The 23,051-nt window shown below is 65.8% G+C and carries 23 protein-coding genes; 19 read left to right on the top strand and 4 right to left on the bottom strand.

Going from position 1 to position 23,051, the window contains the following annotated elements; all coding sequences use genetic code 11:
- Nucleotides 1–54: 54 nt before the first annotated feature.
- The 7 genes from NU1_RS24050 (at nt 55) to NU1_RS42340 (ending at nt 5,119) form a co-directional block, all read left to right on the top strand.
- Entirely contained in the window at nt 55–858 is an 804-nt protein-coding gene (locus NU1_RS24050; protein ID WP_067524391.1) for an enoyl-CoA hydratase/isomerase family protein, read from the top strand.
- Nucleotides 855–2,027, top strand: coding sequence for an acyl-CoA dehydrogenase family protein (locus tag NU1_RS24045; RefSeq protein ID WP_067524389.1), 1,173 nt, complete (start codon nt 855–857; stop codon nt 2,025–2,027). Before NU1_RS24050 ends, NU1_RS24045 begins: the two co-directional genes overlap by 4 nt.
- Complete coding sequence (locus tag NU1_RS24040) at nt 2,008–3,051, top strand: spirocyclase AveC family protein (RefSeq protein WP_067524387.1); 1,044 nt, start codon at nt 2,008–2,010, stop codon at nt 3,049–3,051. The genes NU1_RS24045 and NU1_RS24040 overlap by 20 nt, the downstream gene beginning before the upstream one ends.
- 6 nt (nt 3,052–3,057) lie before the next feature.
- Nucleotides 3,058–4,104, top strand: a complete 1,047-nt coding sequence (locus NU1_RS24035) for an MCE family protein (protein WP_067524385.1) — start codon at nt 3,058–3,060, stop codon at nt 4,102–4,104.
- A gap of 79 nt (nt 4,105–4,183) precedes the next feature.
- On the top strand, nt 4,184–4,552 hold the full coding sequence (locus tag NU1_RS42575; protein ID WP_067524383.1) for an AMP-binding protein: 369 nt from the start codon (nt 4,184–4,186) through the stop codon (nt 4,550–4,552).
- 233 nt (nt 4,553–4,785) lie between these two features.
- Nucleotides 4,786–4,920, top strand: coding sequence for a hypothetical protein (locus NU1_RS43845; protein ID WP_281221265.1), 135 nt, complete (start codon nt 4,786–4,788; stop codon nt 4,918–4,920).
- A 58-nt stretch (nt 4,921–4,978) separates the two neighbouring features.
- A complete protein-coding gene (locus NU1_RS42340) occupies nt 4,979–5,119 on the top strand; it encodes a hypothetical protein (RefSeq protein WP_169815129.1) in 141 nt (46 codons plus the stop codon).
- Nucleotides 5,120–5,739: 620 nt separating this feature from the next.
- Here NU1_RS42340 and NU1_RS24025 read toward each other — a convergent pair.
- Together NU1_RS24025 and NU1_RS24020 are read right to left on the bottom strand one after the other, a co-directional pair.
- The gene (locus tag NU1_RS24025) at nt 5,740–7,245 is read right to left on the bottom strand and encodes an AMP-binding protein (protein ID WP_067524381.1); all 1,506 of its coding nucleotides are present in this window, start codon (nt 7,243–7,245) and stop codon (nt 5,740–5,742) included.
- A 131-nt stretch (nt 7,246–7,376) separates the two neighbouring features.
- Nucleotides 7,377–8,375 carry an AraC family transcriptional regulator gene (locus tag NU1_RS24020; protein ID WP_067524379.1) on the bottom strand — a complete coding sequence of 333 codons (999 nt, stop codon included), beginning with the start codon at nt 8,373–8,375 and terminating at the stop codon, nt 7,377–7,379.
- Nucleotides 8,376–8,546: 171 nt separating this feature from the next.
- On the opposite strand from NU1_RS24020, the gene NU1_RS24015 reads away from it, so the two are divergent.
- Genes NU1_RS24015 through NU1_RS44335 form a run of 8 tightly spaced genes read left to right on the top strand, consistent with a single transcriptional unit; the run spans nt 8,547 to nt 15,572 of the window.
- Complete coding sequence (locus tag NU1_RS24015; RefSeq protein ID WP_067524377.1) at nt 8,547–9,404, top strand: MaoC/PaaZ C-terminal domain-containing protein; 858 nt, start codon at nt 8,547–8,549, stop codon at nt 9,402–9,404.
- A gap of 53 nt (nt 9,405–9,457) precedes the next feature.
- Nucleotides 9,458–10,657, top strand: a complete 1,200-nt coding sequence (locus tag NU1_RS24010; protein ID WP_067524375.1) for a lipid-transfer protein — start codon at nt 9,458–9,460, stop codon at nt 10,655–10,657.
- Nucleotides 10,658–10,711: 54 nt separating this feature from the next.
- Nucleotides 10,712–11,143 (top strand): type II toxin-antitoxin system Rv0910 family toxin, encoded by a 432-nt coding sequence (locus NU1_RS24005; RefSeq protein WP_067524373.1) that lies wholly within the window; start codon nt 10,712–10,714, stop codon nt 11,141–11,143.
- Nucleotides 11,144–11,173: 30 nt separating this feature from the next.
- Nucleotides 11,174–12,052, top strand: a complete 879-nt coding sequence (locus NU1_RS24000; RefSeq protein WP_067524370.1) for an SDR family oxidoreductase — start codon at nt 11,174–11,176, stop codon at nt 12,050–12,052.
- Complete coding sequence (locus NU1_RS23995) at nt 12,052–12,921, top strand: alpha/beta fold hydrolase (protein WP_067524367.1); 870 nt, start codon at nt 12,052–12,054, stop codon at nt 12,919–12,921. The genes NU1_RS24000 and NU1_RS23995 overlap by 1 nt, the downstream gene beginning before the upstream one ends.
- A complete protein-coding gene (locus NU1_RS23990) occupies nt 12,918–14,066 on the top strand; it encodes an acyl-CoA dehydrogenase family protein (RefSeq protein ID WP_371859834.1) in 1,149 nt (382 codons plus the stop codon). Before NU1_RS23995 ends, NU1_RS23990 begins: the two co-directional genes overlap by 4 nt.
- 35 nt (nt 14,067–14,101) lie before the next feature.
- The gene (locus tag NU1_RS23985) at nt 14,102–15,235 is read left to right on the top strand and encodes a CaiB/BaiF CoA transferase family protein (RefSeq protein WP_067524365.1); all 1,134 of its coding nucleotides are present in this window, start codon (nt 14,102–14,104) and stop codon (nt 15,233–15,235) included.
- On the top strand, nt 15,222–15,572 hold the full coding sequence (locus NU1_RS44335; protein ID WP_371859833.1) for an MFS transporter: 351 nt from the start codon (nt 15,222–15,224) through the stop codon (nt 15,570–15,572). The genes NU1_RS23985 and NU1_RS44335 overlap by 14 nt, the downstream gene beginning before the upstream one ends.
- A 41-nt stretch (nt 15,573–15,613) precedes the next feature.
- On the opposite strand, the gene NU1_RS23975 is transcribed toward NU1_RS44335, so the two are convergent.
- Nucleotides 15,614–16,687: an alpha/beta fold hydrolase gene (locus tag NU1_RS23975; protein WP_084521753.1), complete on the bottom strand. Its 1,074-nt coding sequence runs from the start codon at nt 16,685–16,687 to the stop codon at nt 15,614–15,616.
- 296 nt (nt 16,688–16,983) lie between these two features.
- Nucleotides 16,984–18,015 carry an AraC family transcriptional regulator gene (locus NU1_RS23970; protein WP_067524361.1) on the bottom strand — a complete coding sequence of 344 codons (1,032 nt, stop codon included), beginning with the start codon at nt 18,013–18,015 and terminating at the stop codon, nt 16,984–16,986.
- A gap of 127 nt (nt 18,016–18,142) precedes the next feature.
- Between NU1_RS23970 and NU1_RS23965 the strand changes: the two genes are divergently transcribed.
- From NU1_RS23965 to NU1_RS23950, 4 genes are read left to right on the top strand one after another with little or no spacing between them, the layout of a single operon-like run.
- Complete coding sequence (locus NU1_RS23965; RefSeq protein WP_067524359.1) at nt 18,143–19,663, top strand: flavin-containing monooxygenase; 1,521 nt, start codon at nt 18,143–18,145, stop codon at nt 19,661–19,663.
- Nucleotides 19,660–20,604, top strand: coding sequence for an SDR family NAD(P)-dependent oxidoreductase (locus tag NU1_RS23960; RefSeq protein ID WP_067524357.1), 945 nt, complete (start codon nt 19,660–19,662; stop codon nt 20,602–20,604). The genes NU1_RS23965 and NU1_RS23960 overlap by 4 nt, the downstream gene beginning before the upstream one ends.
- The gene (locus NU1_RS23955) at nt 20,601–21,506 is read left to right on the top strand and encodes an SDR family oxidoreductase (protein ID WP_067524355.1); all 906 of its coding nucleotides are present in this window, start codon (nt 20,601–20,603) and stop codon (nt 21,504–21,506) included. Before NU1_RS23960 ends, NU1_RS23955 begins: the two co-directional genes overlap by 4 nt.
- Nucleotides 21,503–23,050, top strand: coding sequence for an aldehyde dehydrogenase family protein (locus tag NU1_RS23950; RefSeq protein ID WP_157552935.1), 1,548 nt, complete (start codon nt 21,503–21,505; stop codon nt 23,048–23,050). Before NU1_RS23955 ends, NU1_RS23950 begins: the two co-directional genes overlap by 4 nt.
- The last annotated feature ends 1 nt before the right edge of the window (nt 23,051 follow it).

Here is a 23,051-nt window from a genome sequence, read left to right as displayed (position 1 = left end):
TATAGTAAATTCCGCATCCGAGGCCACATGGCGTAGTAGGGCGGAAGGGGCGCAGTGATCGATCTCGAAACGATGCAGTTCATCGCAGGTGAGGACGGAGTGGGGCAACTGCGGTTGAACCGGCCGGACGTGCTCAATGCCCAGAACCCGGCGATGTGGCTGGACCTGACCGAAATGATGAACCGACTCAGCCCACGCCAGGACCTGCGGTGTCTGGTGGTCACCGGCGCGGGCCGCTCGCTCAGCGCCGGATTCGACGGCACGGCAATGTCGTCGCTCGCTCGCCCGCTCGACACTCCGGAGGATCGTGAGGAACGCCGTCGGCAGGGCTTGGCCTGGACCGAGGGCTTCGCGAAGCTCAGCCGAGCGCCGTTCGTCACGATCGCGGCGATTCGCGGTCACGCGCTGGGCGCCGGGTTCGAACTGGCCGTGGCATGCGACCTGCGGGTGGTCACACCGACCGCGAGACTCTCGGCGATGGGCATCCGGTTCGGCCTGATCCCCGATACGGGTACCGCCTACTGGCTCCCGCGCCTGGTCGGCCTCGGTAAGGCCCGCGAGCTGATCCTGACCGGCATGACTATCGAGGGCAGCGAGGCCGGACGGATCGGGTTGGCCGAGCACGTCGTCGATGACGCCGAACTCGATGCCTGTGCCGACAGGTTGGCGCGAAGTATCGCCGCCCATTCGGGGACCGCTGTTCGCGCTGCCAAGCGGGTACTCGAGGCCGGTGCGGAACTGACTTTCGAGCAGGCGCGCGAAGTGGCGCAGCGCGAGCAGGCGGACTGCTATTCATCGGCCGATTTCCTGCGCGCGGCAAGCGCATTGGGTGCTCGCGTGGCGGGGAGCAACTCGTGACCGCGCACCCGATCTTCACCGACGAGCACACCACGCTACGAAAAAGCGTGCGGGGGTTCCTCTCTCGCGAGATCGCCCCGCAGATCGACGAATGGGAACAATCGTCCTTCCCCGACAGTGTGTTTCCCGGCTTCGGTGCCGCAGGGCTGCTCGGCCTGGACAAACCCGCCGAATTCGGTGGTCAGGGTGGCGATCTGACCGCGACGCTGGTCTTGGCCGAGGAACTCGGCCGCCTCAACAGCGCGGGGGTGGAGATGGGGGTGTCGGTACACACCGATATGGCGATGCCCCCGATCGTCGCTTTCGGCAGCCCCGAACAACAGCAGCAGTGGCTGGGTCCCGCGATCGCGGGTACCGCGATCTTGTGTTTGGGCATTTCCGAACCCGATGCGGGCTCCGATGTGGCGGCGATCCGGACGAATGCTCGTCGCGACGGTGCGGACTGGATCATCTCGGGCTCGAAGATGTTCATCACCAACGGTTTACGCGCGGACGCGATCGTGCTGCTGACGCGCAGTGAGGGTATCGGATCAGGATTCACCCTGTTCCTGCTGCCGATGACCCTGCCGGGCATCACCCGCAGCCGACCGCTGGCCAAGGTCGGATTGTGTGCCTCCGACACCGCCCTCATCACCTTCGACGAGGTCCGGGTGCAAGCGGCCGCGGTGCTCGGCGAGCCGGGACGCGGGTTCCAGCACATCATGTGGGAGTTGCAGGGTGAGCGGCTGACCGCCGCCGCGTACTGCGTCGGCGCTGCGGAATGGCTCCTCGAGACCACCGCGCGCTATGCCCGGGAGCGGCACACCTTCGGGCGTGCGCTGGTCGCGCACCAGGCCGTCGGGCACAAGCTCGCGGAGATGGCCGTCGCGCTCGAAGCCGCTCGGCAACTGGTCTATTCGGCCGCCTGGCAGGTCCAGCGCGGTGAATACCCGATCCGGGAGATCTCCATCGCCAAACTGTTCGCAGCCCGCAGCGCCTGCGATATCGCCGATGCCGCCCTGCAGATCCACGGCGGTGTCGGCTGCATGAACGAGTACGGCATCGAACGCGCCTGGCGGGACCTGCGTGTCTTCCGCATCGCCGCCGGCACCGACGAAATCATGCTCGACCTCATAGCCCGCGAATTCGGGCCGAAGCACCAGGAGCGCCATGACCGCGACCATTTCTGACACGACGAACCGGACCGTCATCCAGCGGCCGGTGCTGTGGTGGGCCACGATCGGCACAGCGGCGGTGGTGGTCCAGCTCTACGTGTATGCCCGGTGGGTCACTTCCGGCCATTTCCGTTCCACGCCAACGGGATCGGATCCGGTTCCGCAGTGGGAGAAGGTCACCGCCTGGATCGAACAGGGCGCTTTCACCGCCGCAGCGGTCGGGACCCTGGGGTGGATCGTGGTCAGGTGTGTGCGTCGCCGCCGACTGATCTTCGATGCGAAATTGTTCATCGGCACCCTCGCCCTGACGTGGCTGGACCCGATCGGCAATATGGTGCGCATCCAGTTCTTCATGAACTCCTACTACCTCAACCGTGGTTCATGGACTCCGTACATCCCTGGCTGGATCAGCCCCAACGCGGGCAATCTGCCCAATCCACTGCTGGTGGAGTTCACCGGGTACGCCACATTGCCGCTCGCCGCCGTCCTGGGCTGCTACGTCATGCGGTTCGTCGCCCGCCGCCGCCCTGGTACCGGTCCGGTGGGACTCACCGTCGCCGTATGGGTTTTCATGATGGTCGCGGTCGTGATTATCCACCAGGTACTGGTGCAACGCTCCGGCTGGGCGATGTGGACGACACCGCAACGAGATCTCACCATCTTCGCCGGTACCCGCTGGCAGCTGCCGATCATCCCGGACGTCATGTTCTGGGGCGCCATGTTCGCCGCCCTCGCGGTGCTGCGGTACTTCCGGGACCCGGACGGCCCTAGTTTCGTCGAACGCGGCACCGACCGGCTACCGGTACGAATCCGGACGTTGGTCTCGACTCTGGCCGTGGTCGGCTACACCACCACCGCCATGCTCGGTTACGCGGTGAGCGCGGTGGCGGTGAGCCTGTACCCCGGAGACACCATGCCCTCGAATGTGCCCAGTTACCTGGTCAACGACATGTGCGGTCCCACCACGGAATACGATTGCCCACACCCGGGAGCACCGTTCTCCGTGGACGGGCACCGCGACCACCAACCGGCCAGGTGACAGACCGTGACCGGACTCGGCAAACCACTCCTCGGGTTTTCCCTCTTCGCGCTGGCGGCGGTCCTGGTGACGACGGTCATTTGGAATACCTTGGCGCGCAATGTCTCCGGCCCGGTGAACACCTACACCGCACTCTTCACCGATGTGCAGGGACTGCGGAAGGGCGATGATGTCCGGATGGCCGGTGTGCGGGTCGGGAAAGTGGCCACGATCGACATCGAACGCCAGGCCGACACCAAGCGCTACGCCGCGAAGGTCACCTTCGTCGTCGAACGCGACCAGACACTCTACGACGACACCAAAGCACTGGTCCGGTACCAGAATCTGATCGGACAGCGATTCATTGCCCTAGCGCCCGGCACGGCGGCCGCTTCGACACCGCTGCACCCCGGCGCGCGGATCCCGCTGACCCGCACCGAACCGTCGTTCGATATCTCCGGGCTGCTCAACGGTTTCCAGCCGCTATTCCAAATACTCGACCCCCAGCAGGTCAACGACCTGTCCGCCACCCTCATCCAAGCACTGCAGGGCGACCGGGTGTCCCTGAGCGCCTTCATCACCCAGGCCGCCACCCTCGCCGGAGACTTCCAGCGCCGCGACACCATCCTCGCCGACGTGATCACCAACCTCTCGACCGTCATGCAGGGTCTCGCCGCACGCGGCGACGAACTGGAAACCCTGGTGACCCAGACCCGGGCGTTGATCGGCGGACTCTACGACCAAGGGCAAGCACTCCAGGACTCGACCACTCAGATCGCCTCCGGCACTGCAGCATTGGCAACGATGCTGGAGCGGATCCAACCCAAGCTCACTCTCGCTCAGAGTTCCACCAGCGCCGCCCTGAACCTGTTGCTTGCCAACGGCGACAGACTGGACAAAGGCCTACCCGATTTCACCGCCTTGCTGCTCGGAGTGGGGAAGGCCAGCCAGACCGGCGCCTACGCGAACGGATACATCTGCAGTCTCGATGTGTCCCTGTACGGCGTGTTGTTTCCCCGCGGCGTATTCAGCCAAATCGGTGGCAACTCCCACTCGGCTGTCTGCCGCCCCTGAGCGTTCCGCGCCTGTTGTTCCCCACCCGATTTCTCATTCTGCTTGGAGCCGAGATGGCCACCGAACCCACCACACCACTGTGTCCGCGTATCGCTCCCCGGACACCCGCATCCCGCTCTCCGACCACACCATCGGTTCATTGCTGGTCGAGCGTGCCGCCACATACCCTGACCGCATCGCACTCATCGCGACCCCGCACGGCAGCAACGAAATACAACGACTCACCTATCGGCAGCTGTACACCTGCGCGCTGCAGGTCGCCGGAGCTCTACGCGAATTGTGCGGTGCCGGAGAATATGTTGCGCTGTGGGCGCCGATCTGGGGGCGACCGCCGCGTTCGCCCCGGCGGAAGCAGCCGCGCACCATCGACCACCTACTGAATCAGACAGTGGGAAAGGTGCTGGACCAGTTCGACATCGAGCACTCCCTGTTCGATCGCTGGTCATGACGGTTCCCGCGGATATTCGTACGGCGCTGGCCGGTTGTCCCGAGGTCGGCGCGTGGGTACCATATTCCCCTGCTGACCGTGGACACAGCTGGGTTCCCGCACGTGTGCCTGCTGGGCCGCGGAACTGTCCACCGACGCCGACCGCGTGTACGCCGTGCTCGCGAGCCCGCAGACGGTAGCCAACCTGACTCGAGCGCGACGGGCTGCACGGCTTCGAATTCACCATTTCGCAGGTGAAATTCGACAGCGCCGCAGTCGATCTCACCCCGCACCGAATCCAGGTCAATGTCCGCCTGACCGAGTCGGAGCGGTGGCACGACTTGACGGCCCTGCTCGCCGAACTGGCCGGAATCCACACGATCCACTGAAAACACGCCGGGGTGCGGTCGGAGGTGGTCGACCAGGCATGCCTCGACGCAAGAGCATGTGAGTTCTCATCGGTCGCCAGTACCCAGCAACGCGGGCTTCTGGGCGAGCTACCTCGGCCTCGATGTTCTGGCCCGCTCACGCGGGCTCACGCCCACCGACGAACAGGAGGACCCCGCACCGGCAGACCTCACCGCCTGACCGAATATCAGATTAAGCGGGACCACCCCAGTTACACCACGCATTTGGACTTGACCTAGACGGGACGGACGGCATCGGACCACAACACGCCCCTGACCGGGTCGCTGTTACCGCATTCGGCATCGGAACGGCGATGTAAGAGTCGAAGTCGCCTGCCGATCACCGTTCTGCGGTGCGCTGCCACAGACGGCGAAATCGCCGGTCACGCCAGGGGATTTGGCATCAAATTTGGCATCATGACAGGGCGCGACCTATGGGGCAGGGTGGGATCAGACGGACACCATAGACGAATGAAGCCCCGCTGACCTGCACGAGCGGGATGCGGCGAAACCTCATGACACGTCCAGGACTGTTTCCCGTTGGCTCATAACCCAGAGGTCGCAGGTTCAAATCTTGTCCCCGCTACTCACGAGGACGGTCCTGACCGGTAGGTTTCAGGACCGCCCTCAATCTTTGTCGAGGTTCGTGGCAACGGATTTGGCAACTCGGCCGATATGTCTGCGCCTACTCGGTACATGAGAACTGTGAAACGCATTGTTGCCAGGCGATTCTCGGCGGAACCAGGCGAACGCAGCGGGACGATGAGATCGCTGGGGTGCCAACCCCGCGATCTCCGGGGGTCATATCTTGGTCGCGGCATCCCGCCAGTAACGGTCGCGCAGGCGACGCTTGAACAGCTTTCCCGACTCCTCGCGAGGCAGCTCATCGTCGAAGACGACCACTCTGGGGACCTTGAACCCCGCGAGCCGGGCACGCACGAAGTCGCGCACCCCGGCCTCGGTCAGTTCGGCCCCGTCGGCCAATTCGATATGGGCAGCGAGGGATTCGCCGTACTCCTCGTCGGGAATGCCGAATACCGCACAGTCCGCCACCCCGGGCAGCTCGTGCAGCACGCCCTCGATCTCGGCCGGATAGATGTTCACCCCACCCGAGATCACCATGTCGCTCATCCGGTCGGTCAGATACAAGTACCCCTCGGCATCGACGCGGCCCATATCACCGACGGTCACGAATCCGTCGAGCTCGATATCGCGGCGCTTGGTGTCGTCCCCGCGGTAGGTGAATCCGGGCCAGTAGTCCGCCGGTTTCAGGTACACGACGCCTACCTCCCCGACCGGCGCTTCCCGATTGTCCGGGCCGACAATTCGAACGGCCGCACCGTCGACCGGTGCGCCGACGGTTCCCGGGTGGCGCAGCCACTCTTCGGCCGAACACCACACGATCGGTCCCGTTTCCGAGCCGCCGTAATACTCCGTGACGATCGGGCCGAGCCAGTCGATCATCTGCTGCTTCACATGCTGCGGGCAGGGTGCGGCCGAGTGCACGATCGAGGTCAGCGACGAGAGATCGTAGCTGCGGCGCACCTGCTCCGGCAGGCGCAGCAGGCGAGTGAACATGGTGGGCACCATCTGTACCTGCTCGACGCGATGGCGTTCGATCGCGGCGAGGAACTCCTCGGGATCGAAGCGCGTCAGGATGGTGGTGTCCATCCCTAGGCGTACAGCGAACACCCCCATCGTATTCGGCGCCGTGTGGTACAGCGGGGCTGGAATGAGGGTGCGGCCGCCGGGCCGCAATCCCATCCGGGCCATCGCGCCCATCGCCATTCGCACCATCGACTCGGCGGAAACCGGCTCGCGCACGATTCCTTTGGGTTTGCCGGTGGTACCGGAGGTGTAGATCATCCCGAGCCCGCTCGTAGCGGCCGTAGCCGAGCCCTCGGGCTCGTGCCCGGCAAGCCAAGACTCGTACTCGCGATGTGAACCGGGCACGGACGCGGCTGCCGAGTCCACCACAATCAAGGGGAGAGACCCGGCGGTCGCGTCGTCGACCGCGGACACGAAGTCCGAATGCACGAACGCCGCCTTGGCGGCGCTGTCGGTCAAGAGGTGGGCGAGCTCCTCGGACTTCCAATGCCAGTTCACCGGAACCGGATTCGCGCCCGACAACGAGATCCCGGCGCTGATCTCGAGGAACTCCACCGAATTCGCCAGTACGACAGCGATATTGTCGCCCGCGGTCACGCCTAGGCCGGCGAGGCCGGACGCGATGCGTGCGGCTCGTTCCTGCAACTGCGGATGGGTCCGTTCGACGGACCCGCATCGAATCATCGGAGTATCGGACATGGTCTCCCTCTCAGCCGCATCGCTAACCGAGATGTGACGCTACGCACACCGCGGGCGCGTGCCGATGACCGCAATGCGCGCAGTGTGTGACCACACCGCGCATGATCCGGCCGGTCGCGGGGTGTCGGCGATCAGCGCGAGTCGAGGCGATACGAGCCGGGTGCGATGCCGGTCCACCGGCGGAAAGCGCGGCGGAAGGCGCTCGGCTCGGAGTAGCCGAGCCGTTCGGAGAGTTCCTCGATGGTCTCCTGGCCCTGGACCAGGCTTTCGATGGCGCGATCGCGCAGGATGTCTTCCTGGATCGTCCGGTACGAGGTTCCCTCTTCGCGCAGCAGACGGCGCACATGCTGGGCGCTCAGCGACAGCCGCTTGGCGACATCCTCCGCGGCGAGCCAATCGGTAGAAGTGTTGCGCTCCAGTATGTTTCGCACCCGATCGGCAGTGGTCACGTCGTAGCGGTTGCGGAACAGCAGCCCGGCCGGCGCGGTGCGCAGGAATTCGTCCAGCTCCGCTTCGGTGCGAACGACCGGTATCGACAGGTACATCGAGTCGAAGGCGAAACCGGTGCCGGTCGTGTCGAAAGTGGGTGTGACACCGTAGATGAGCCGATATTCGGACTCGTAAGGTGGTGCCGGATACGGCAATTCCACTGCCGTGAGCGGTATTTGCTTGCGTATCAGCCACGATGCGAATCGGTGGATGACCGCGACCGCTATATCGACGACTAGTGGATCCAGTGGTTTCGCCGGATCGCCGTGCATCACTACCCGAGCCTGGGAGCCGTCCACGGTCAGCGTGGCACGGGCTTCGGTGCTGAGGGCGACGAATTCGGTGAAGCGGGTCAGCGCGGTACGCAGGTCGGGCGCGTGTACGACGCCGTAGCTGATCATCCGGAAGGTGCCACGCGGAATCGGCCGTGGACCGAGCCCGGCCAGCTCGTCCTCGGTGAGCTCCCACAACGCTCGCACGATGCGGGCGGCCTGCGCCTCGGTGACGCGGACCCGGTCGTGGCCGATCATTTCGGGAGTGATGCGCGCCGCACGCAGTGCGCCGCGGATGTCGATGCCGCGCGCGGCGGCGGTCGTCATCGCGGCACGAATGAACTGGATCGCCACGGTGCGCGTCGCCATCGTCTCTCCTTCCGTGTCGGCAACCTACCAAAGCGGCCATGCACGTTTCTGTCACAAACCATGCGAAGTCGAGTCATTTCCGGCGATCTTCCCAGTTCATAGGCTCGAGGGACGAGCGATGCGGCCGTGCTTGCGGCCACGCACGACTCTGTGACGCGAGGAGGATGGTGAATGTCCGAGCACGTATTCGATATCGCCGGCATCGGTGTGTGGGGGCCCGAGATCGAGTTCCCGGTCGAGAAGCAACGCTCGATCGCCTACGCCGAGGCGACCAACGACCCGATCGCCCAGCACCTGGACGGCACCTTCGCGCCCCCGGTTTTCGCGGTGGTCCCCGCGTTGACCGACATGGCCGACCAGACGTTGTCCGTGGTGCCCGACGAGCTGATGTTCCGAATCCTGCACGGTGAGCAGGACTTCCGCTTCCACCGTCCGATCGTGCCCGGCGAGACGCTGCGGGTGCGGTCCAAGGTCGTCGGCATCCACGGCAAGTCGACCGGCGTCGTGGTGACCACCCTCGGCGAAACGCGGGACGCGGCCGGCGCGCTGGTCAACGAGCAGTACTTCACCGGCTTCTTCAAGGGCGGCGTCTGGCCGCGCGAGGCCGGAATCACCGCTCCCACACACACTTTCGATGAGGCGCTGCGCGACCGTGCGGCCGACTTCGTGGTCGAGCAGCGGTTCGACAAGGATCAGACCTTCCGTTACGCCGAACCAGCGGGCGATCCGATGCCCATCCACCTGGATGACGAATTCGCCAGGCAGATGGGGCTGCCCGGCATCATCATCCACGGGCTGTGCACCATGGCCTTCACCTCACACGCGGTGCTCTCGCAGGTAGCGCTCGACGACCCGGCCCGGTTGCGACGCCTCGCGGTGCGGTTCAGCAAGCCCGCCCGTCCGGAGCAGATCATCACCACCTCGATCTGGCGCACCGGTGACACCGAGGATCGCAGGGTCTACGCGTTCGAAAGCGCGAGCGGCGATGGCGACGCGCTCATTCGCGACGGCATTGCCGAAATCGCGTAATCCACTGGACCACAACGGCTATGCCACGACCTTCAGGCAGAGGAGTTCGACCAATGACCAATCGCGTCTACGTCGTCGGTGTCGGTTTGACGAAATTCGAGAAGCCCGGCCGCCGCGCCGACTGGGATTACCCGGCCATGGCCTTGGAATCCGGCACCAAGGCGCTCGCGGACGCGGGCATCGCCTACGACAAAGTCGAGCAGGCCTACGCGGGCTACTGCTACGGCGATTCCTGCTCCGGTCACCGCGCCGTCTACGGGCTCGGTATGACCGGCATCCCGGTGTTCAATGTGAACAGCAACTGCTCGACCGGTTCGAGTGCGATGTTCCTTGCCGCCCAAGCTATTCGGAGCGGGATGGCCGACTGCACGCTGGCCATCGGGTTCGAGAAGATGCAGCCCGGCTCGCTCGGCTCCACCTTCGACGACCGCGAGCCGCCCATGCAGCGCCACCTGCTGGCCATGGCGGAACTGCGCGAGATCGCGTTCCCGCCCGCGCCGTGGATGTTCGGCGCCGCCGGACTCGAACACAACGAGAAGTACGGCTCCACGCCGGAACATTTCGTGAAGATCGCAGCCAAGAACCATCGGCACTCCGTGCACAACCCGTACGCGCAGTTCCAGGACGACTACACCGAGGATCAGATCAAGGCGGACAAGATGGTGTATGCCGCGGCCGGGCTGACCAGGCCGATGTGTTCGCCGACCTCCGACGGGTCGGGCGCGGCCATCCTGGCCAGCGAGCGGTTCGTCGAGGACAACGATCTCGCAGGTCAGGCGATCGAGATCGTCGGTCAGTCGCTGGTCACCGATCTTCCCGGCACCCTCGACAGCGCCAGCCTGATCACGCTGGTCGGCGCGGATATGAGCCGCACCGCCGCCCAGCGCGTGTACGAGCAGGCGCAGCTCGGTCCCGAGGACATCGACGTGATCGAGTTGCACGACTGCTTCGCACCCAACGAACTGCTCACCTACGAGGCGCTCGGGTTGGCCGGCGAGGGCGAGGCGCACAAGCTCGTCGACGCCGGTGACACCACCTACGGCGGTCGCTGGGTGGTCAACCCGTCCGGTGGCCTGATCTCCAAGGGACATCCGCTCGGTGCCACCGGTTTGGCGCAGACCGCCGAATTGACCTGGCAGCTGCGCGGTCTCGCCGACAAGCGTCAGGTGGCGGGGGCGAAAGTCGCGCTGGCACACAATATCGGCCTCGGCGGCTCGGTCGTGGTGACCGCCTACCGCCCGGCCGAACGCTGATCCGACTGCGTCAAACACAGAATCCGACAACATATTTCGAGAAGGGAACAACTCATGGCACTCGCTTCGGCATCCAAGGAAATCGCGGCCACCCCGGACAAAGTGTGGGCGATCCTCGCCGACCCCAGCCGCAACGCGGAATGGAACACCATGCACACCAAGTGGAAAGACGAGCCGCCCACCCAGGTGTCACAGGGTTCCACGATGAACGAGATTCTCTCGATCATGGGTATGCCCAACACCATCACCTGGACCGTCACCGAATACGACGCCCCCAAGACCTTCACCATCTCCGGCGTCGGCATGGCGAACGCGAAGGTCACCTTCACGCTGTCGGTCCAGGCCCATGACGCCGGGTCGGTGACGAGGATCGACGCCGAATTCATCAGCCAGATGATGGTCGGCGCCATCGGCAAGGCGATCGAGCGGACCGCGCTCAAGGAACTCGACGCCTCGCTGGAACGGCTCGCCGCTCTCGTCGCCTGACCACTCAGCCACGTAGACAAGGGAATTCACATGGGATCAATGGACAATCGGGTCGCCATCGTCACCGGTGCCGGGCGCGGCATCGGCCGGGAACACGCGCTGCTACTGGCCAGGGAGGGCGCGAGCGTCGTCGTCAACGATCTCGGTGGCGGTAATGACGGCAGCGGCTCCGACGCCGGTCCCGCGCAGGAGGTCGTCGACGAGATTGTCGCCGCGGGTGGCGCGGCGATCGCCAACACCGACAGCGTCGCCGACTGGGATGGCGCGAAACGTCTTGTCGACCAAGCGATATCGGAGTTCGGCGGACTCGATGTCGTGGTGAACAATGCGGGCATTCTGCGCGATGGGTTCATCGCGGGTATCGACAAGTCGCAGTGGGACTCGGTCCTGGGTGTGCACCTGAACGGTCACTTCAACCTGTTGCGGCACGCGGCGGTGTATTGGAAGGAGCAGTCGAAGGCCGGTACTCCGCGCAATGCCGCGGTGATCAATACCGCCTCGGCGTCGGGCACCTTCTCGACGCTACCCGGCCAGGTCAATTACGCCGCGGCCAAGGCGGGCATCGCGGCCATGACACTCGTTGCCGCCGAGGAACTCTCGCGCTACGGCGTGCGGGTGAACGCGATCGCCCCGGTGGCCCGCACCCGGCTCACCCTGGCCACCCCGGGAATGAGCGCCATCTTCGCCGAAGAGGTGCCCGACGGCGAGTTCGACGCCTTCAGCCCGGCGAACATCGCGCCCGTCGTCGCCTACCTGGCGAGCGAGAAGTGCCCGCTGAACGGCAAGGTGCTCGCGGTGCAGGGCGGGGCCGTCTCGCTGCTGGAAGGCTGGACGTTCAAGGAGACCGTGGAAACCGAAGGCCCCTGGCTGCTCGACGAGCTGCCCGGGCAGTTCGATCGCTGGTCGTAATGAGCACGTCGTTCATCGTCGAGCGACGCGTGACCTACGCGGGATTCGGTACCCGGGAGTTGGTGGTGGCGGGCGCCGGTCCCACGATCGTGCTGGTACACGGATTCGCGAACACATCGGAAATCTGGCGGCGGGTCCTGGACTCGATGCACCAGGCCGGGCAGTCGGCGGTCGCCGTCGACCTGCCCGGCTTCGGGGAGGCGGATCCGCTGCGCCCGGGCGAGCTCATGCCGCAGCTCGATTCGTTCCTCGGCGCCGTGATCCAGCACCACGGTCGCTCTGACGCGGTTGTGCTGGTGGGGAATTCACTCGGCGCGGCCACGGCCCTGCGCGCGTGCCGCAACAGTGAGCTGCCCATCACCGCCGTGCTGGCCCTCGATACCGCGGGAATCACCTGGAAGCCTTTGGTTTCGGCCGGTCTGAGGCCGCTGATCGCGGCCATCGGCCTGGCCGCCAGGATCCGGATGCCGCGCGCTGTGCATCGGGTTCTGGTCGAACGGGCGCTGAGCCACCTGCTGTACGGACGCAGATCGGCCATCGAACCCGCTGTTATCAGGCAACTGGCGGATGGTGCCGACGACCCGATCGAGGCCCGCCGGCTGGCACGCCAGGGAGCGGAGTTCAAAAGGGAGCTCGACCGCACCCGGAATCACGGCGGTGTGGCCGTCCCGATGGTCGTCGTACACGGCGCGCGGGATCGGCTGGTACCGGTATCGACCAGCCGAATTCTTCGCGATGCCAATCCGGGCAGCAGGCTCGTCGTGCTGCCACACGCCGGCCATTGCCCGCAACTCGACGCGGCCACCGTCATAGCCCGTCTCGCAAGGGAATTCGCGACCATGTCGACCGACACCAAGGAGATCTCGTGACCACCCACCGACCCCATTGGATGAACGAGGAGCTCGATCAAGTCGCCGAACTCGCCGGCGGCTTCTTCGCGAAATTCTGTGCCCCGCACGAAGCTCGCTGGGGAAAACAGCAACATGTCGACCGGGAAGTCTGGACCACGGCGGGGCAGCTTGGCCTGCTGTGCGCCAGCATTCCCGAGGAATATGACGGCGGCGGTGGGGATTTCGCCCATGAGGCCGTGATCGCGATCGAACAGGTGCGGGCCCTCGCGCCGAGCTTCGGCGGCGTGCTGCACAGCGGCATCATCGCGCACTACATCAACGCGTACGGTACCGAGGAACAGAAACGCGCCTGGTTGCCGAAGATGGCCAGCGGCGAGATGATCGCCGCCATCGCGATGACCGAGCCCGGCACCGGATCGGATCTGCAGAACGTCAAGACGCGCGCGGTCAAAGAAGGTGACGACTATGTCATCAACGGCGCGAAGACCTTCATCTCCAACGGATTCCTGTGCGATCTCGTCCTCGTGGTGGCCAAAACCGGTGACGAGGGCAGCATCGGCGATATCTCGCTGATCGGCGTGGAAACCGCGGATCTGCCGGGTTTCTCGCGCGGCCGGAATCTGGAGAAGGTCGGCCAGCACGGCCAGGACACCTGTGAACTCAATTTCGAGAATGTGCGCGTCCCCCGGTCGAACCTCCTGGGCAGCGACGAGGGGCTGGGCTTCGTCCAGCTCATGCACCAGCTCCCCCAGGAACGGCTCCTGCTGGCGGTCTCGGCGGCCGCGACCGTCGAGAAGGCGGTACAGGTGACCGTCGACTACGCGCGGGAACGCACCGCCTTCAACAAACCACTGTTCGCCTTCCAGAACACGAAGTTCGTGCTGGCCGAATGCGACACGCTCGCCTCGGTGTGCTGGAGCTTTCTCGACGACTGCGTCGAAAAGCATCTGAAAAGCGAACTCGACATCACGACCGCGGCCAAGGCGAAATGGTGGCTCACCGAGCAGCAGTGCACCGTGGTCGACCGCTGCGTGCAGGTATTCGGCGGCTACGGCTATATGACGGAGTACCCGATCGCCCGCATGTACGCCGACTCGCGCATCCAGAAGATCTACGGCGGCACCAGCGAGATCATGAAGGAACTGATTTCACGAAGCCTGTAGTCGCCCCATAACTCTCGACAGAAAGTGAATCGACGATGGGTCCTCTGACCGGAGTCAAAGTAGTCGAAATCGCAAGTCTCGCTCCGGCGCCGTTCGGCTGCATGATCCTCGCCGACCTGGGCGCGCAGATACTGCGGGTCGATCGGGCAAGCGGTTCGGCTGCCGTCACCGCACCGGCGGGCCCCCTCGATCGGGGTCGACGCAGCGTCGCCGTGGATCTGAAGAATCCGGAAGGCGTTGCCGCCGTACACCGTTTCGCACGGGAGGCGGATGTCTTCGTCGAGGGGTTCCGCCCGGGGGTCGCGGAACGACTCGGTATCGGACCCGATGCACTGCTCGCGGTGAATCCGCGGCTGATCTACGGTCGGATGACCGGCTGGGGTCAGCAGGGCCCGCTGGCTCCCCGCGCGGGTCACGACATCAACTACATCGCGATCGCGGGGGCGCTCGAGCCGATCGGCCGGGCCGGTGAACGCCCGCACGCACCGCTGAATCTGCTGGGCGACTTCGCCGGTGGCGGTACATTCCTCGCCCTCGGCGTGCTCGCCGCGCTCTATGAGCGCGAGCGCTCGGGCCGGGGCCAGGTCATCGACGCGGCCATGGTCGACGGCGCGAACATCCTGATGTCGTTCCTGCACGGCATGCGCGCCGGCGGAATGTGGCCGAACCCGCGCGGCGAGAACATGCTCGACGGCGCCGCACCCTTCTACGACACCTATGAAACCGCCGACGGTAAGTTCATGGCCGTCGGCTGCGTCGAACCGCAGTTCTACGCGCAACTGCTCGACACTCTCGGCATCGACGCCTCGGGACTCCCGTTCCAACTCGACGCCACTGGATTCGAGCAGACAAGCAAACTCCTCGGTGACACGTTCCGCACCAAGACCCGCGACGAATGGGCCGCCCTCTTCGCCGACTCGGATGCCTGTGTGACGCCGGTATTGTCCCCCTGGGAAGCACACGAACACCCACACAATCAGGCACGGGACGCGTTCGTCGAAGTCTCCGGCCTGATCCAGCCCGCCCCCGCCCCGCGATTCAGCCGCTCACAACTCGACACACCCACAGCGATGGACGCCGGCGGACGCGATGCCCGGGCGGCACTGACGAATTGGGGTTTGTCGGAAGCAGAGTCACAACAGCTCATGGACAGAGGTGCTGTGCGGTAATCGCACCAGCGCCACACCTGGCCCCGGCCTAATTCTAACGCGCCATTCCATCAATGGTCGCCGGAATGGTTGCGGCGGCGATAGTTTCGGTAGATCCACATCATCTCACCGCACTGTCGCTGGTGACGGTGCTCTACGGCCAAGTCGGCAGCGGGCCATGACCCTGTACGCGGCGATCGCCGGGCTGGGTGCGATCGGTGGCGAGCGACTCGGCGGACTCTGCACCGAATTCTGTTCGTGGCGTTGGGTATTCTTCGTGAATGTGCCGGTAGGAGTGCTGCTGGTGGCTGCTCCACTGGCGTTGCGCACCGCGCGGGGCGAGCGGCTGCCTTGCTGAGCGTTATTCCCTGGTCTTCAGTGTCGGCGCGAGACGGGCGGTCATGCCGATGTCGATTCGCGTGCCTTCTGGGCGAGCTGGTGTAATGCTGCCGTGATGACGGTCGGCTGTTCGACCGGCCCGCAGTGGCCTCCGGGCAACTCCTGCACTCCCAGTGGGTTCGGCAACAGGGACTCGAGCCGGATCGAGTGGGACATCGGTAGCAGCCTGTCGTCGGTGCTGCCGATCACAAGTGTCGGGGCGGTGAGCCGGCTGTGATCGAGCTGTTCGGTGCGCAGCGCCGCTAGGGTGCGAATGAAGTGGCCGCGGGTGGTAGCCGGGGTAGTGAGGATCAGCTCCTGTATCAGTGCTCGTGCCGCCGGGGTGGCGGTCGAGCCGATCGCGAGGGGTGAGAGCAGCGCCGATCGCAGGGGTAGGCGCACCGGAACCGGTGTGCCGCCGAATGTTTCGATCATGAGCCCGCTGAGCGATGTCATGAGCGCGGTCATCGATTCGGGCATCCGTGACCCTGCGGGCGGTGTCGTCAGGCCCTCGGCCAGTTCGCCGGGGGAGGTGTTGATCAGCGCGGTGGCGTCGGCGAAACGGGCTACGTCGGCGGGGTATTGGTCCGCCCATGCTTGAATCGTGATGCCGCCCATGGAGTGTCCTGCGAGCAGGGCGCGTTCGCCGCTGTGGAGCGTCGAGCGCAGCACCGCGGCCAGATCGTCGCCGAGGCGTTGGATGGTATGCGCGGCTCGTGCGGGACGGGCGCTGAGTCCGTGTCCGCGGTGGTCGAATGCGATGACGCGGTAGTTCTCGGACAGGTCGGCGATCTGATGGCTCCAGAAGCGGATACCGCAGCAGACGCCGTGGCTGAGCACGATCGGGTATCCGTGCTCGGGGCCGAACACTTCGACATGGATGCGGGTGCCGTCGGCGGATCGCACCTCCGATGCCCGGCCGGAGGGCAGGCTGTCGAACAGCCGGAACTCAGCGTGGTCCTGGAGCCGAGCTAGCTGGCGGCGGCCCAGCGAACGCCACCTCCCTGCCCTCGTGCCTGTTCCGTCCCGAGGGGGAGTGGCGTCGAGTGAGGGCTGCTGAAAGGTCCGGCTACCGGCTCGACGTTGAGCGCACATACCGTCACGCTAGCTAGAGATGTGAAGTCTGTCTAGTGGAAGACTAGACGCTTTCGCGCGATAGATAGGCTCATTGTGCCTGATAGCGGCATGCAGTCATTTCATAAGTGAACAGCGGTTAGCAAGCAATGGTGGGAATGACATGGGTGGACGCGCCATGGTGGAGCGCGGCGCGCTCGCGATGGGTTGCACCGATCGGCCGAGCCCCGTTCGAGCGGTTCGGCGAGGTGATGGATGTCGCCAAGTTGGCCGGCGTCTCCGGTCCGGCCGCCGTTCGACCGCAGTCACCGTAGCGATCAGTTCGCCTTACCTGATGTGCGACGCGTTCGCGAGTACCGGCCTGGGGGCTGGCCGCGCCAGGACTTGAACGCGTGAGTGAAGGCGGAGGCGCTGGAGTAGCCGAGGCGTTCGGCGGTCTGTTCGACGGTGAGGCCCGCGTCGAGTAGCTCCTCGGCGAGCAGGCCGAAGGTCTCCTCGCTGAGTTCGCGGAAGGTGGTGCCTTCCTCGGAGAGTCGGCGACGCAGAGTGCGGATGCTCAGGTTGAGGTCGGCGGCGACCTCGGGTTGACCCGCGAGGCCACCGCGGCGGACCAGGGCGTCGCGGACGCGGCCGCTGATGCCCAGGCGTTCGCTGCGCCGGTTCACCAGTTCGGCGCACTGGCGTTCGTACATGGCGGCGATGGTCCGATTCGCCTGCGGCAGTGGCATGTCCAGGGCCGAGGCATCGAAGCTCAGCAGCGGCCTGGGCGCATCGAAAACGGCGGTGATGCCGGAGCTGTAGGTCAGGAGTTCGTCGTAGGCGGGGTCGGCAGGGAAGGGAATCTCGATGCGGCGGACCGGTAGTGCCGTCGGGATCAACTCGCGTTGGATCGTCAGTGTCGCCTGCAGATCACGCTCCATGTGGAAGCGGCGCACCGCGGCGGGGACCGCGCGGTCGTCGAACGTGATGGCCGGATGCGGTCCGTCGTGATCGAGAGTGATGCGCGCGAACGAGAATGACAGTTCGGCGAACCCGATGCCGACCTCGAGTGCGCTGCGGACGTCCGGGCTGCTGAGTATGGCGAAGCCCCACACGCCGTGGCTGCTCGCGTGATAGCGGGCTCCGGCGGCCAGGCCGAGACCGGGCCGGTCGCCGAGTGCCTCGACGAGGTTTCGCAAGAGGGTCAATTCCTGGTCGGCGGTGATTTCGGCGGTCGGGTCGTGCAGCACAGCCGTGCGGATTCCGGTGCCGCGCAGGAGCCGCGTCGTCGATGCGCCGTGCTCGACGGCGAAGTCGGTCAGCAGCGTGGCGCTGGTGACCGCGCGGACCTTCGCCCAGGGATCGGTCATGGAGCCATAGTGCTCCGATTTGGCCCAACTTCGCAAGTTAGTGGCCCGGCATCTCATGGTTCGGCCAGGTCAGCGGCAATACCGTCGAACATGACCGAGACCACAGTGCAGTGAAGAGGTGCTTTCGATGGATACGACCGCAGCGGCGCGGGCGCAGACGTCCCGCCCGGCCGGAAGGGTTTCCGTGGCGATCATCGGCGGCGGATTCAGCGGATTGGCCGCGGCGATCGGATTGAAGCGGGCCGGGTTCGACGACTTCGTGCTGTTCGAGCGGGCCGAGGGCGTCGGCGGGGTGTGGCGGCACAATGAATATCCGGGCGCGGCCTGCGATGTGGCGTCGTCGCTGTATTCGTTCTCCTTCGAGCCCAACGCGAACTGGTCACGGCCGTTCGCGCCGCAGCCGGAGATCAAGGGGTATCTCGAGCACTGCGCCGAAAAGTACGGCATCGCATCGCATCTGCGCTGCGGCACCGAGATCGCCGCGGCAGACTTCGACGAGGCGGCGGGGGAGTGGACGATAACCACCACCGCCGGTGAGCGACACACCGCCCGAGTCGTGATCTCGGCCTGCGGTCAGCTGACCCGGCCGAAGATCCCGAACATCCCCGGGCTGGAAGGATTTACCGGACAGATCTTCCATTCGGCGGAGTGGGACCACGAGTACGACCTGAACGGCAAGCGGGTCGCGGTGGTCGGCAATGGCGCGAGCGCGGTGCAGCTGGTGCCGCAGATCGCCCCGAAGGTCGAGCAGCTCACCGTGTTCCAGCGCAGCGCCGAGTACCTGATTCCCAAGCCGGACTACCCGCACCGCGCCGCCGAACACAGCCTGTACAAGCGGGTCCCCGGTGCGCTGAAACTGCTGCGCGGGGCCTGGTGGACGATCGGCGAGTACGTCAACCCGGCGCTCACCCTGGATATGAGCCCGGCGGTACGCAAGGCCTATCTCGCGCCGCTCTACTACGCCGCGAAGGCGCAGCTGCGGTGGCAGATCAAGGATCCGGGGCTGCGCGCGAAGCTGACCCCCGACTATCAGATGGGCTGTAAGCGAATCCTGCTGTCCAGCAACTACTATCCGGCACTGGCGCGGGACAATGCCGATGTCGTGACCGAGGCGATCACCGAGATCGCGCCCACCGGAATCATTACCGAGGACGGGACCAAGCGGGAGTTCGACGCCGTCATCCTCGCGACCGGATTCCACTCCAATGGGTTCATCGCGCCGATGGCCGTGCGGGGACTGGACGGGCAGGATCTCAACGCGAAATGGGCGACTGGACCCGAGGCGTACCTGGGTCTGACGGTCTCCGGGTTCCCGAATCTGTTCCTCATGTACGGCCCCAACACCAATTTCGGCGGTGGGTCCATCGTCTACATCCTAGAGAGCCAGGCCCGCTACATCGTCGACGCGGTGCGGGAGCTCGACCGCAGCGGCGCAAAGTATTTCGACGTCCTGCAGACAGCCTTCGACGCCTTCAGCACGGAAGCCCAACGGCGACTGGCGGGTTCGGTGTGGGCCAAGGGCGGCTGCAGCACCTGGTACCGCAACGACCAGGGCAAGGTCACCAATAACTGGCCCGGCCTGATGAGTGAGTACCGCCGCCGCACCCGCCGGATCGACCTGGACAAGTATCGGGTGGTGGCGCGGTGAGCGTCCGAAAGAAACTGGCGCGGACCCAGAACGAGCTGGCTCGGCTGACCATCAACGCGCTCACGCCACCACGCGGTTTTCCGCGTCCGTGGGGGCCGGGTCTGCGGGAACGGGTCGACGGCAGGACGGTGCTGATCACCGGCGCGTCCAGCGGCATCGGTCGCGGGCTGGCGCTGCGGGTCGCGGCGGCGGGCGCGATAACGCTGGTAACCGCACGCCGCGCAAGCGAATTGGCGGAACTGGTCGAGGAGATCCGGGCGACGGGCGGCCAAGCGTTCGCACTCGTCGCGGACCTGTCCACCGATGACGGTATCGACCGGCTGGCCGATGAGGTGCTCGCCGAATTCGGTGCACCCGACATCCTGGTCAACAATGCGGGCCGTTCCATCCGGCGCTCGATCGCCAATTCCGAACGCCGCCTGCATGATTACGAGCGCACCATGCGCACCAACTATCTCGGTGCGGTCGGGCTCATGCTGCGAATGCTGCCGCCCATGCGCCGCCGCGGGTCCGGCCAGGTGATCACCAGCTCCTCCATCGGTGTCGTCTCCGATCTGCCGCGCTTCTCGGCCTATATCGGATCCAAGGCCGCGCTGGAAGCTGTCGTGCGGGTGGCGGCGGTCGAATGCCTCTCCGACGGAGTGGTTTTCACCAATGTGCATATCCCGCTCGTCGACACCGACATGATCGGGCCCACCGGCTGGTCCGGGTATAAGGCCCTGCCGATCGAGGACGCCGTCGAGATGATGGTCGACGCCATCGTGCGCCGCCCGGAACATCTGGAGAACCCTCTCGGCACGGCCGCACTGTGGATGACTCGATTGACGCCGGGTCTGGCCCGTCGGGGCCTGCACCACTTTCACCGCATGATGCCCGATTCAGTGGCCGCCAAGGTCGCCGTCACCGCAAACCTCCACCGCGACAAGGAAGCCGAACTATGAGCACCATCGATCTGACCGGTAAGAAGATCGTCATCACCGGTGGCGCGCGCGGTATCGGCGCGGCCACCGCCCGCCGGTTGGCTCAGGCCGGCGCGGCCGTCGCCATCGGCGATATCGACGCGGACCTGGCGGCCGAGACCGGGGCGGCGATCGCCGCCGCGACCGGTGCGCGCGTGGCCGGACTGAAAGTCGACGTCACCGACCGTGATTCGTTCGCGACCTTCCTCGACGACGCCGAAGCGGCGCTCAACGGCCTGGATGTGCTGATCAACAATGCGGGCATCATGCCGACCGGTGAATTCCTGGACGAGACCGACGCCGTCACCGACCGGCAGATCGAGATCAATCTGCGCGGTGTGATCACCGGTTCCAAACTCGCCGGTCGCCGCTTCGCGCAGCGCGGCTCCGGGCACATCGTGAATATCGCCTCTGTCGCGGGCATTTCGGCCGCACCGGGTGTGGCCGTGTATTGCGCCACCAAGCACGCGGTGGTGGGGCTCGGCTCGGCCCTGCACCAGGAGCTCGCGCCCAAGGGCGTCACCGTGACCACCATCGCGCCCAGCTTCGTCAATACCGAGTTGACCGCGGGACTGTCGCCGAATTGGCTGGTGCGCCAGATCGGCTGGGTCGAGCCCGAGGATGTGGCGGCCGCGATCTGCGACGCGATCGCCGCCCGGCGCGGTGGCTTCCGTACCGTCCCGCGGATCGGTGGCATCTTCCTCAAGATCTTGCTGCCGCTGCCGGAGAACTTCCGCAATGGCATCTACGGTGCGCTCGGCCTGCAGCACGTCACCCTCGACTCGGACGAGACCGCGCGTGCGGCATACCGTGAGCGCACCGAAAAGCCCGCCGCGGCAGTCGAACCCGCGCAGCCGGTGCGCAAGACCGGGCGTTCGTCGTGACGGCGCACCTGGAAGCTGTCGACCGGACGCCCGGTGCGCGGTTCCCCACCGTGACCGTCACCTCACCGATCGACAGCCGGACGGTCGATGTGCTGCGTGCCGTGACACCCGAGGAAGTACGTGGCACCGCCACCCGGCTGCGGGCCGCGCAGCCCGCCTGGGAGGAGCTCGGCCTCGAGGGGCGGTTGACCTGGCTGCGCCGCTATCGAAACTGGCTGCTGGACAACGCCGATCGCATCACCGGGCTGCTGCACGAGGAGACCGGCAAGGCCAAGGCCGAGGCCCCGATCGAACTCGGGCTCAGCATCGACGCGCTCAATTACTACTGCGACCATGCCGCCGAATTCCTCGGCACGGGCCAGCCGTGGCCGCACGGTATGCTGACCGCTACCAAGCGGCTCGAAGTCAACTACCGGCCGTATCCGATGGTGGGCGTGATCAGCCCGTGGAACTATCCGCTCGCGCTGGCCCTGTTCGATGCACTCCCCGCATTGATCGCCGGTGCCGCGGTGCTGTTGAAGCCGTCGTCGGAGACCCCGCTGGCCATTTCGGCGGCGGTGGCCGGCTGGGAAGAGATCGGCGCGCCACGGGTTTTCGCAACGGTCGTCGGGGCGGGCATCGGCTCGGTTGTCGTCGACAGTGTGGATTACGTACAGTTCACCGGTTCCACGGCGACCGGCCGCACCGTAGCCCAGCAGGCCGCGGCGCGCCTCATTCCATACGGGTTCGAGCTCGGCGGGAAGGATGCGGCGATCGTGCTCGCCGACGCCGATCTGGCGCAGGCCGCGGCGGGTATCGCCTTCGGCGGGCTGTCGAATTCGGGGCAGATGTGCACGGCCGTCGAGCGGGTCTATGTCGAGGACTCCGTTTACAACGAATTCGTGACGGAGCTGGTCGAGGTGGTGGCCGCATTGCGGCAGCGGCCCGGCGGGCTCGACGACGGTTCGGTCGATATCGGAGCGATGGTCACCCTCTCGCAGGTCGCCGTCGCGACCGAACAGGTCCGGGACGCGGTCGACAAGGGCGCGACCGTGCGCGTCGGCGGCAGCGGGGACGGCCACTACTTCGAGCCGACGGTGCTGACGGGCGTCGATCATTCGATGCGGGTGATGACCGAGGAGACCTTCGGCCCGATCCTGCCCGTCATGCCGGTGCGGGATGTCGAGGAGGCGATCCGGCTGGCCAATGACTCGCAGTACGGGCTGTCGGCGAGTGTGTGGACCGGGAATACCCGGCGCGGCAAGGAGATCGCGCGCCGGATCGAGGTGGGTTCGGTCGATGTCAATGACGTGAATGCGCATCTGGCGTGCTTCCCGCTGCCCATGTCGGGGTGGAAGTCCTCGGGGGCCGGTGGTGGCCGCCTCGGTGGCGCGGCGGGAATTCGTAAGTACTGCAGGACGACCGCCGTGACCAGCCCGCGCATCGAACTGTCCGCCATCGCGGCGCTGCTGTGGTTCCCGTACTCGCCGTGGAAGACACGGGCGGTCGGGCAGACCATGCGGCTGCTCGGTGCTCGGGATATCAAGCGGCGCTTCGGAATGTGAG

This window comes from Nocardia uniformis NBRC 13702, from assembly GCF_001613345.1.
GTDB classification, from domain to species: domain Bacteria; phylum Actinomycetota; class Actinomycetes; order Mycobacteriales; family Mycobacteriaceae; genus Nocardia; species Nocardia uniformis.
The sequence above is the reverse complement of the archived record's forward strand: the minus strand, read 5'-3'. Positions and strand labels throughout refer to the sequence as shown.

Bases quoted from the DNA above. Each gene is read 5' to 3' on its own strand.
- NU1_RS24040 (WP_067524387.1), top strand. From the start codon at position 2,008: ATGACCGCGACCATTTCTGACACGACGAACCGGACCGTCATCCAGCGG.
- NU1_RS24025 (WP_067524381.1), bottom strand. From the start codon at position 7,245: ATGTCCGATACTCCGATGATTCGATGCGGGTCCGTCGAACGGACCCAT.
- NU1_RS24020 (WP_067524379.1), bottom strand. From the start codon at position 8,375: ATGGCGACGCGCACCGTGGCGATCCAGTTCATTCGTGCCGCGATGACG.
- NU1_RS24015 (WP_067524377.1), top strand. From the start codon at position 8,547: ATGTCCGAGCACGTATTCGATATCGCCGGCATCGGTGTGTGGGGGCCC.
- NU1_RS24010 (WP_067524375.1), top strand. From the start codon at position 9,458: ATGACCAATCGCGTCTACGTCGTCGGTGTCGGTTTGACGAAATTCGAG.
- NU1_RS24005 (WP_067524373.1), top strand. From the start codon at position 10,712: ATGGCACTCGCTTCGGCATCCAAGGAAATCGCGGCCACCCCGGACAAA.
- NU1_RS24000 (WP_067524370.1), top strand. From the start codon at position 11,174: ATGGGATCAATGGACAATCGGGTCGCCATCGTCACCGGTGCCGGGCGC.
- NU1_RS23995 (WP_067524367.1), top strand. From the start codon at position 12,052: ATGAGCACGTCGTTCATCGTCGAGCGACGCGTGACCTACGCGGGATTC.
- NU1_RS23985 (WP_067524365.1), top strand. From the start codon at position 14,102: ATGGGTCCTCTGACCGGAGTCAAAGTAGTCGAAATCGCAAGTCTCGCT.
- NU1_RS23975 (WP_084521753.1), bottom strand. From the start codon at position 16,687: ATGTGCGCTCAACGTCGAGCCGGTAGCCGGACCTTTCAGCAGCCCTCA.
- NU1_RS23970 (WP_067524361.1), bottom strand. From the start codon at position 18,015: ATGACCGATCCCTGGGCGAAGGTCCGCGCGGTCACCAGCGCCACGCTG.
- NU1_RS23965 (WP_067524359.1), top strand. From the start codon at position 18,143: ATGGATACGACCGCAGCGGCGCGGGCGCAGACGTCCCGCCCGGCCGGA.
- NU1_RS23955 (WP_067524355.1), top strand. From the start codon at position 20,601: ATGAGCACCATCGATCTGACCGGTAAGAAGATCGTCATCACCGGTGGC.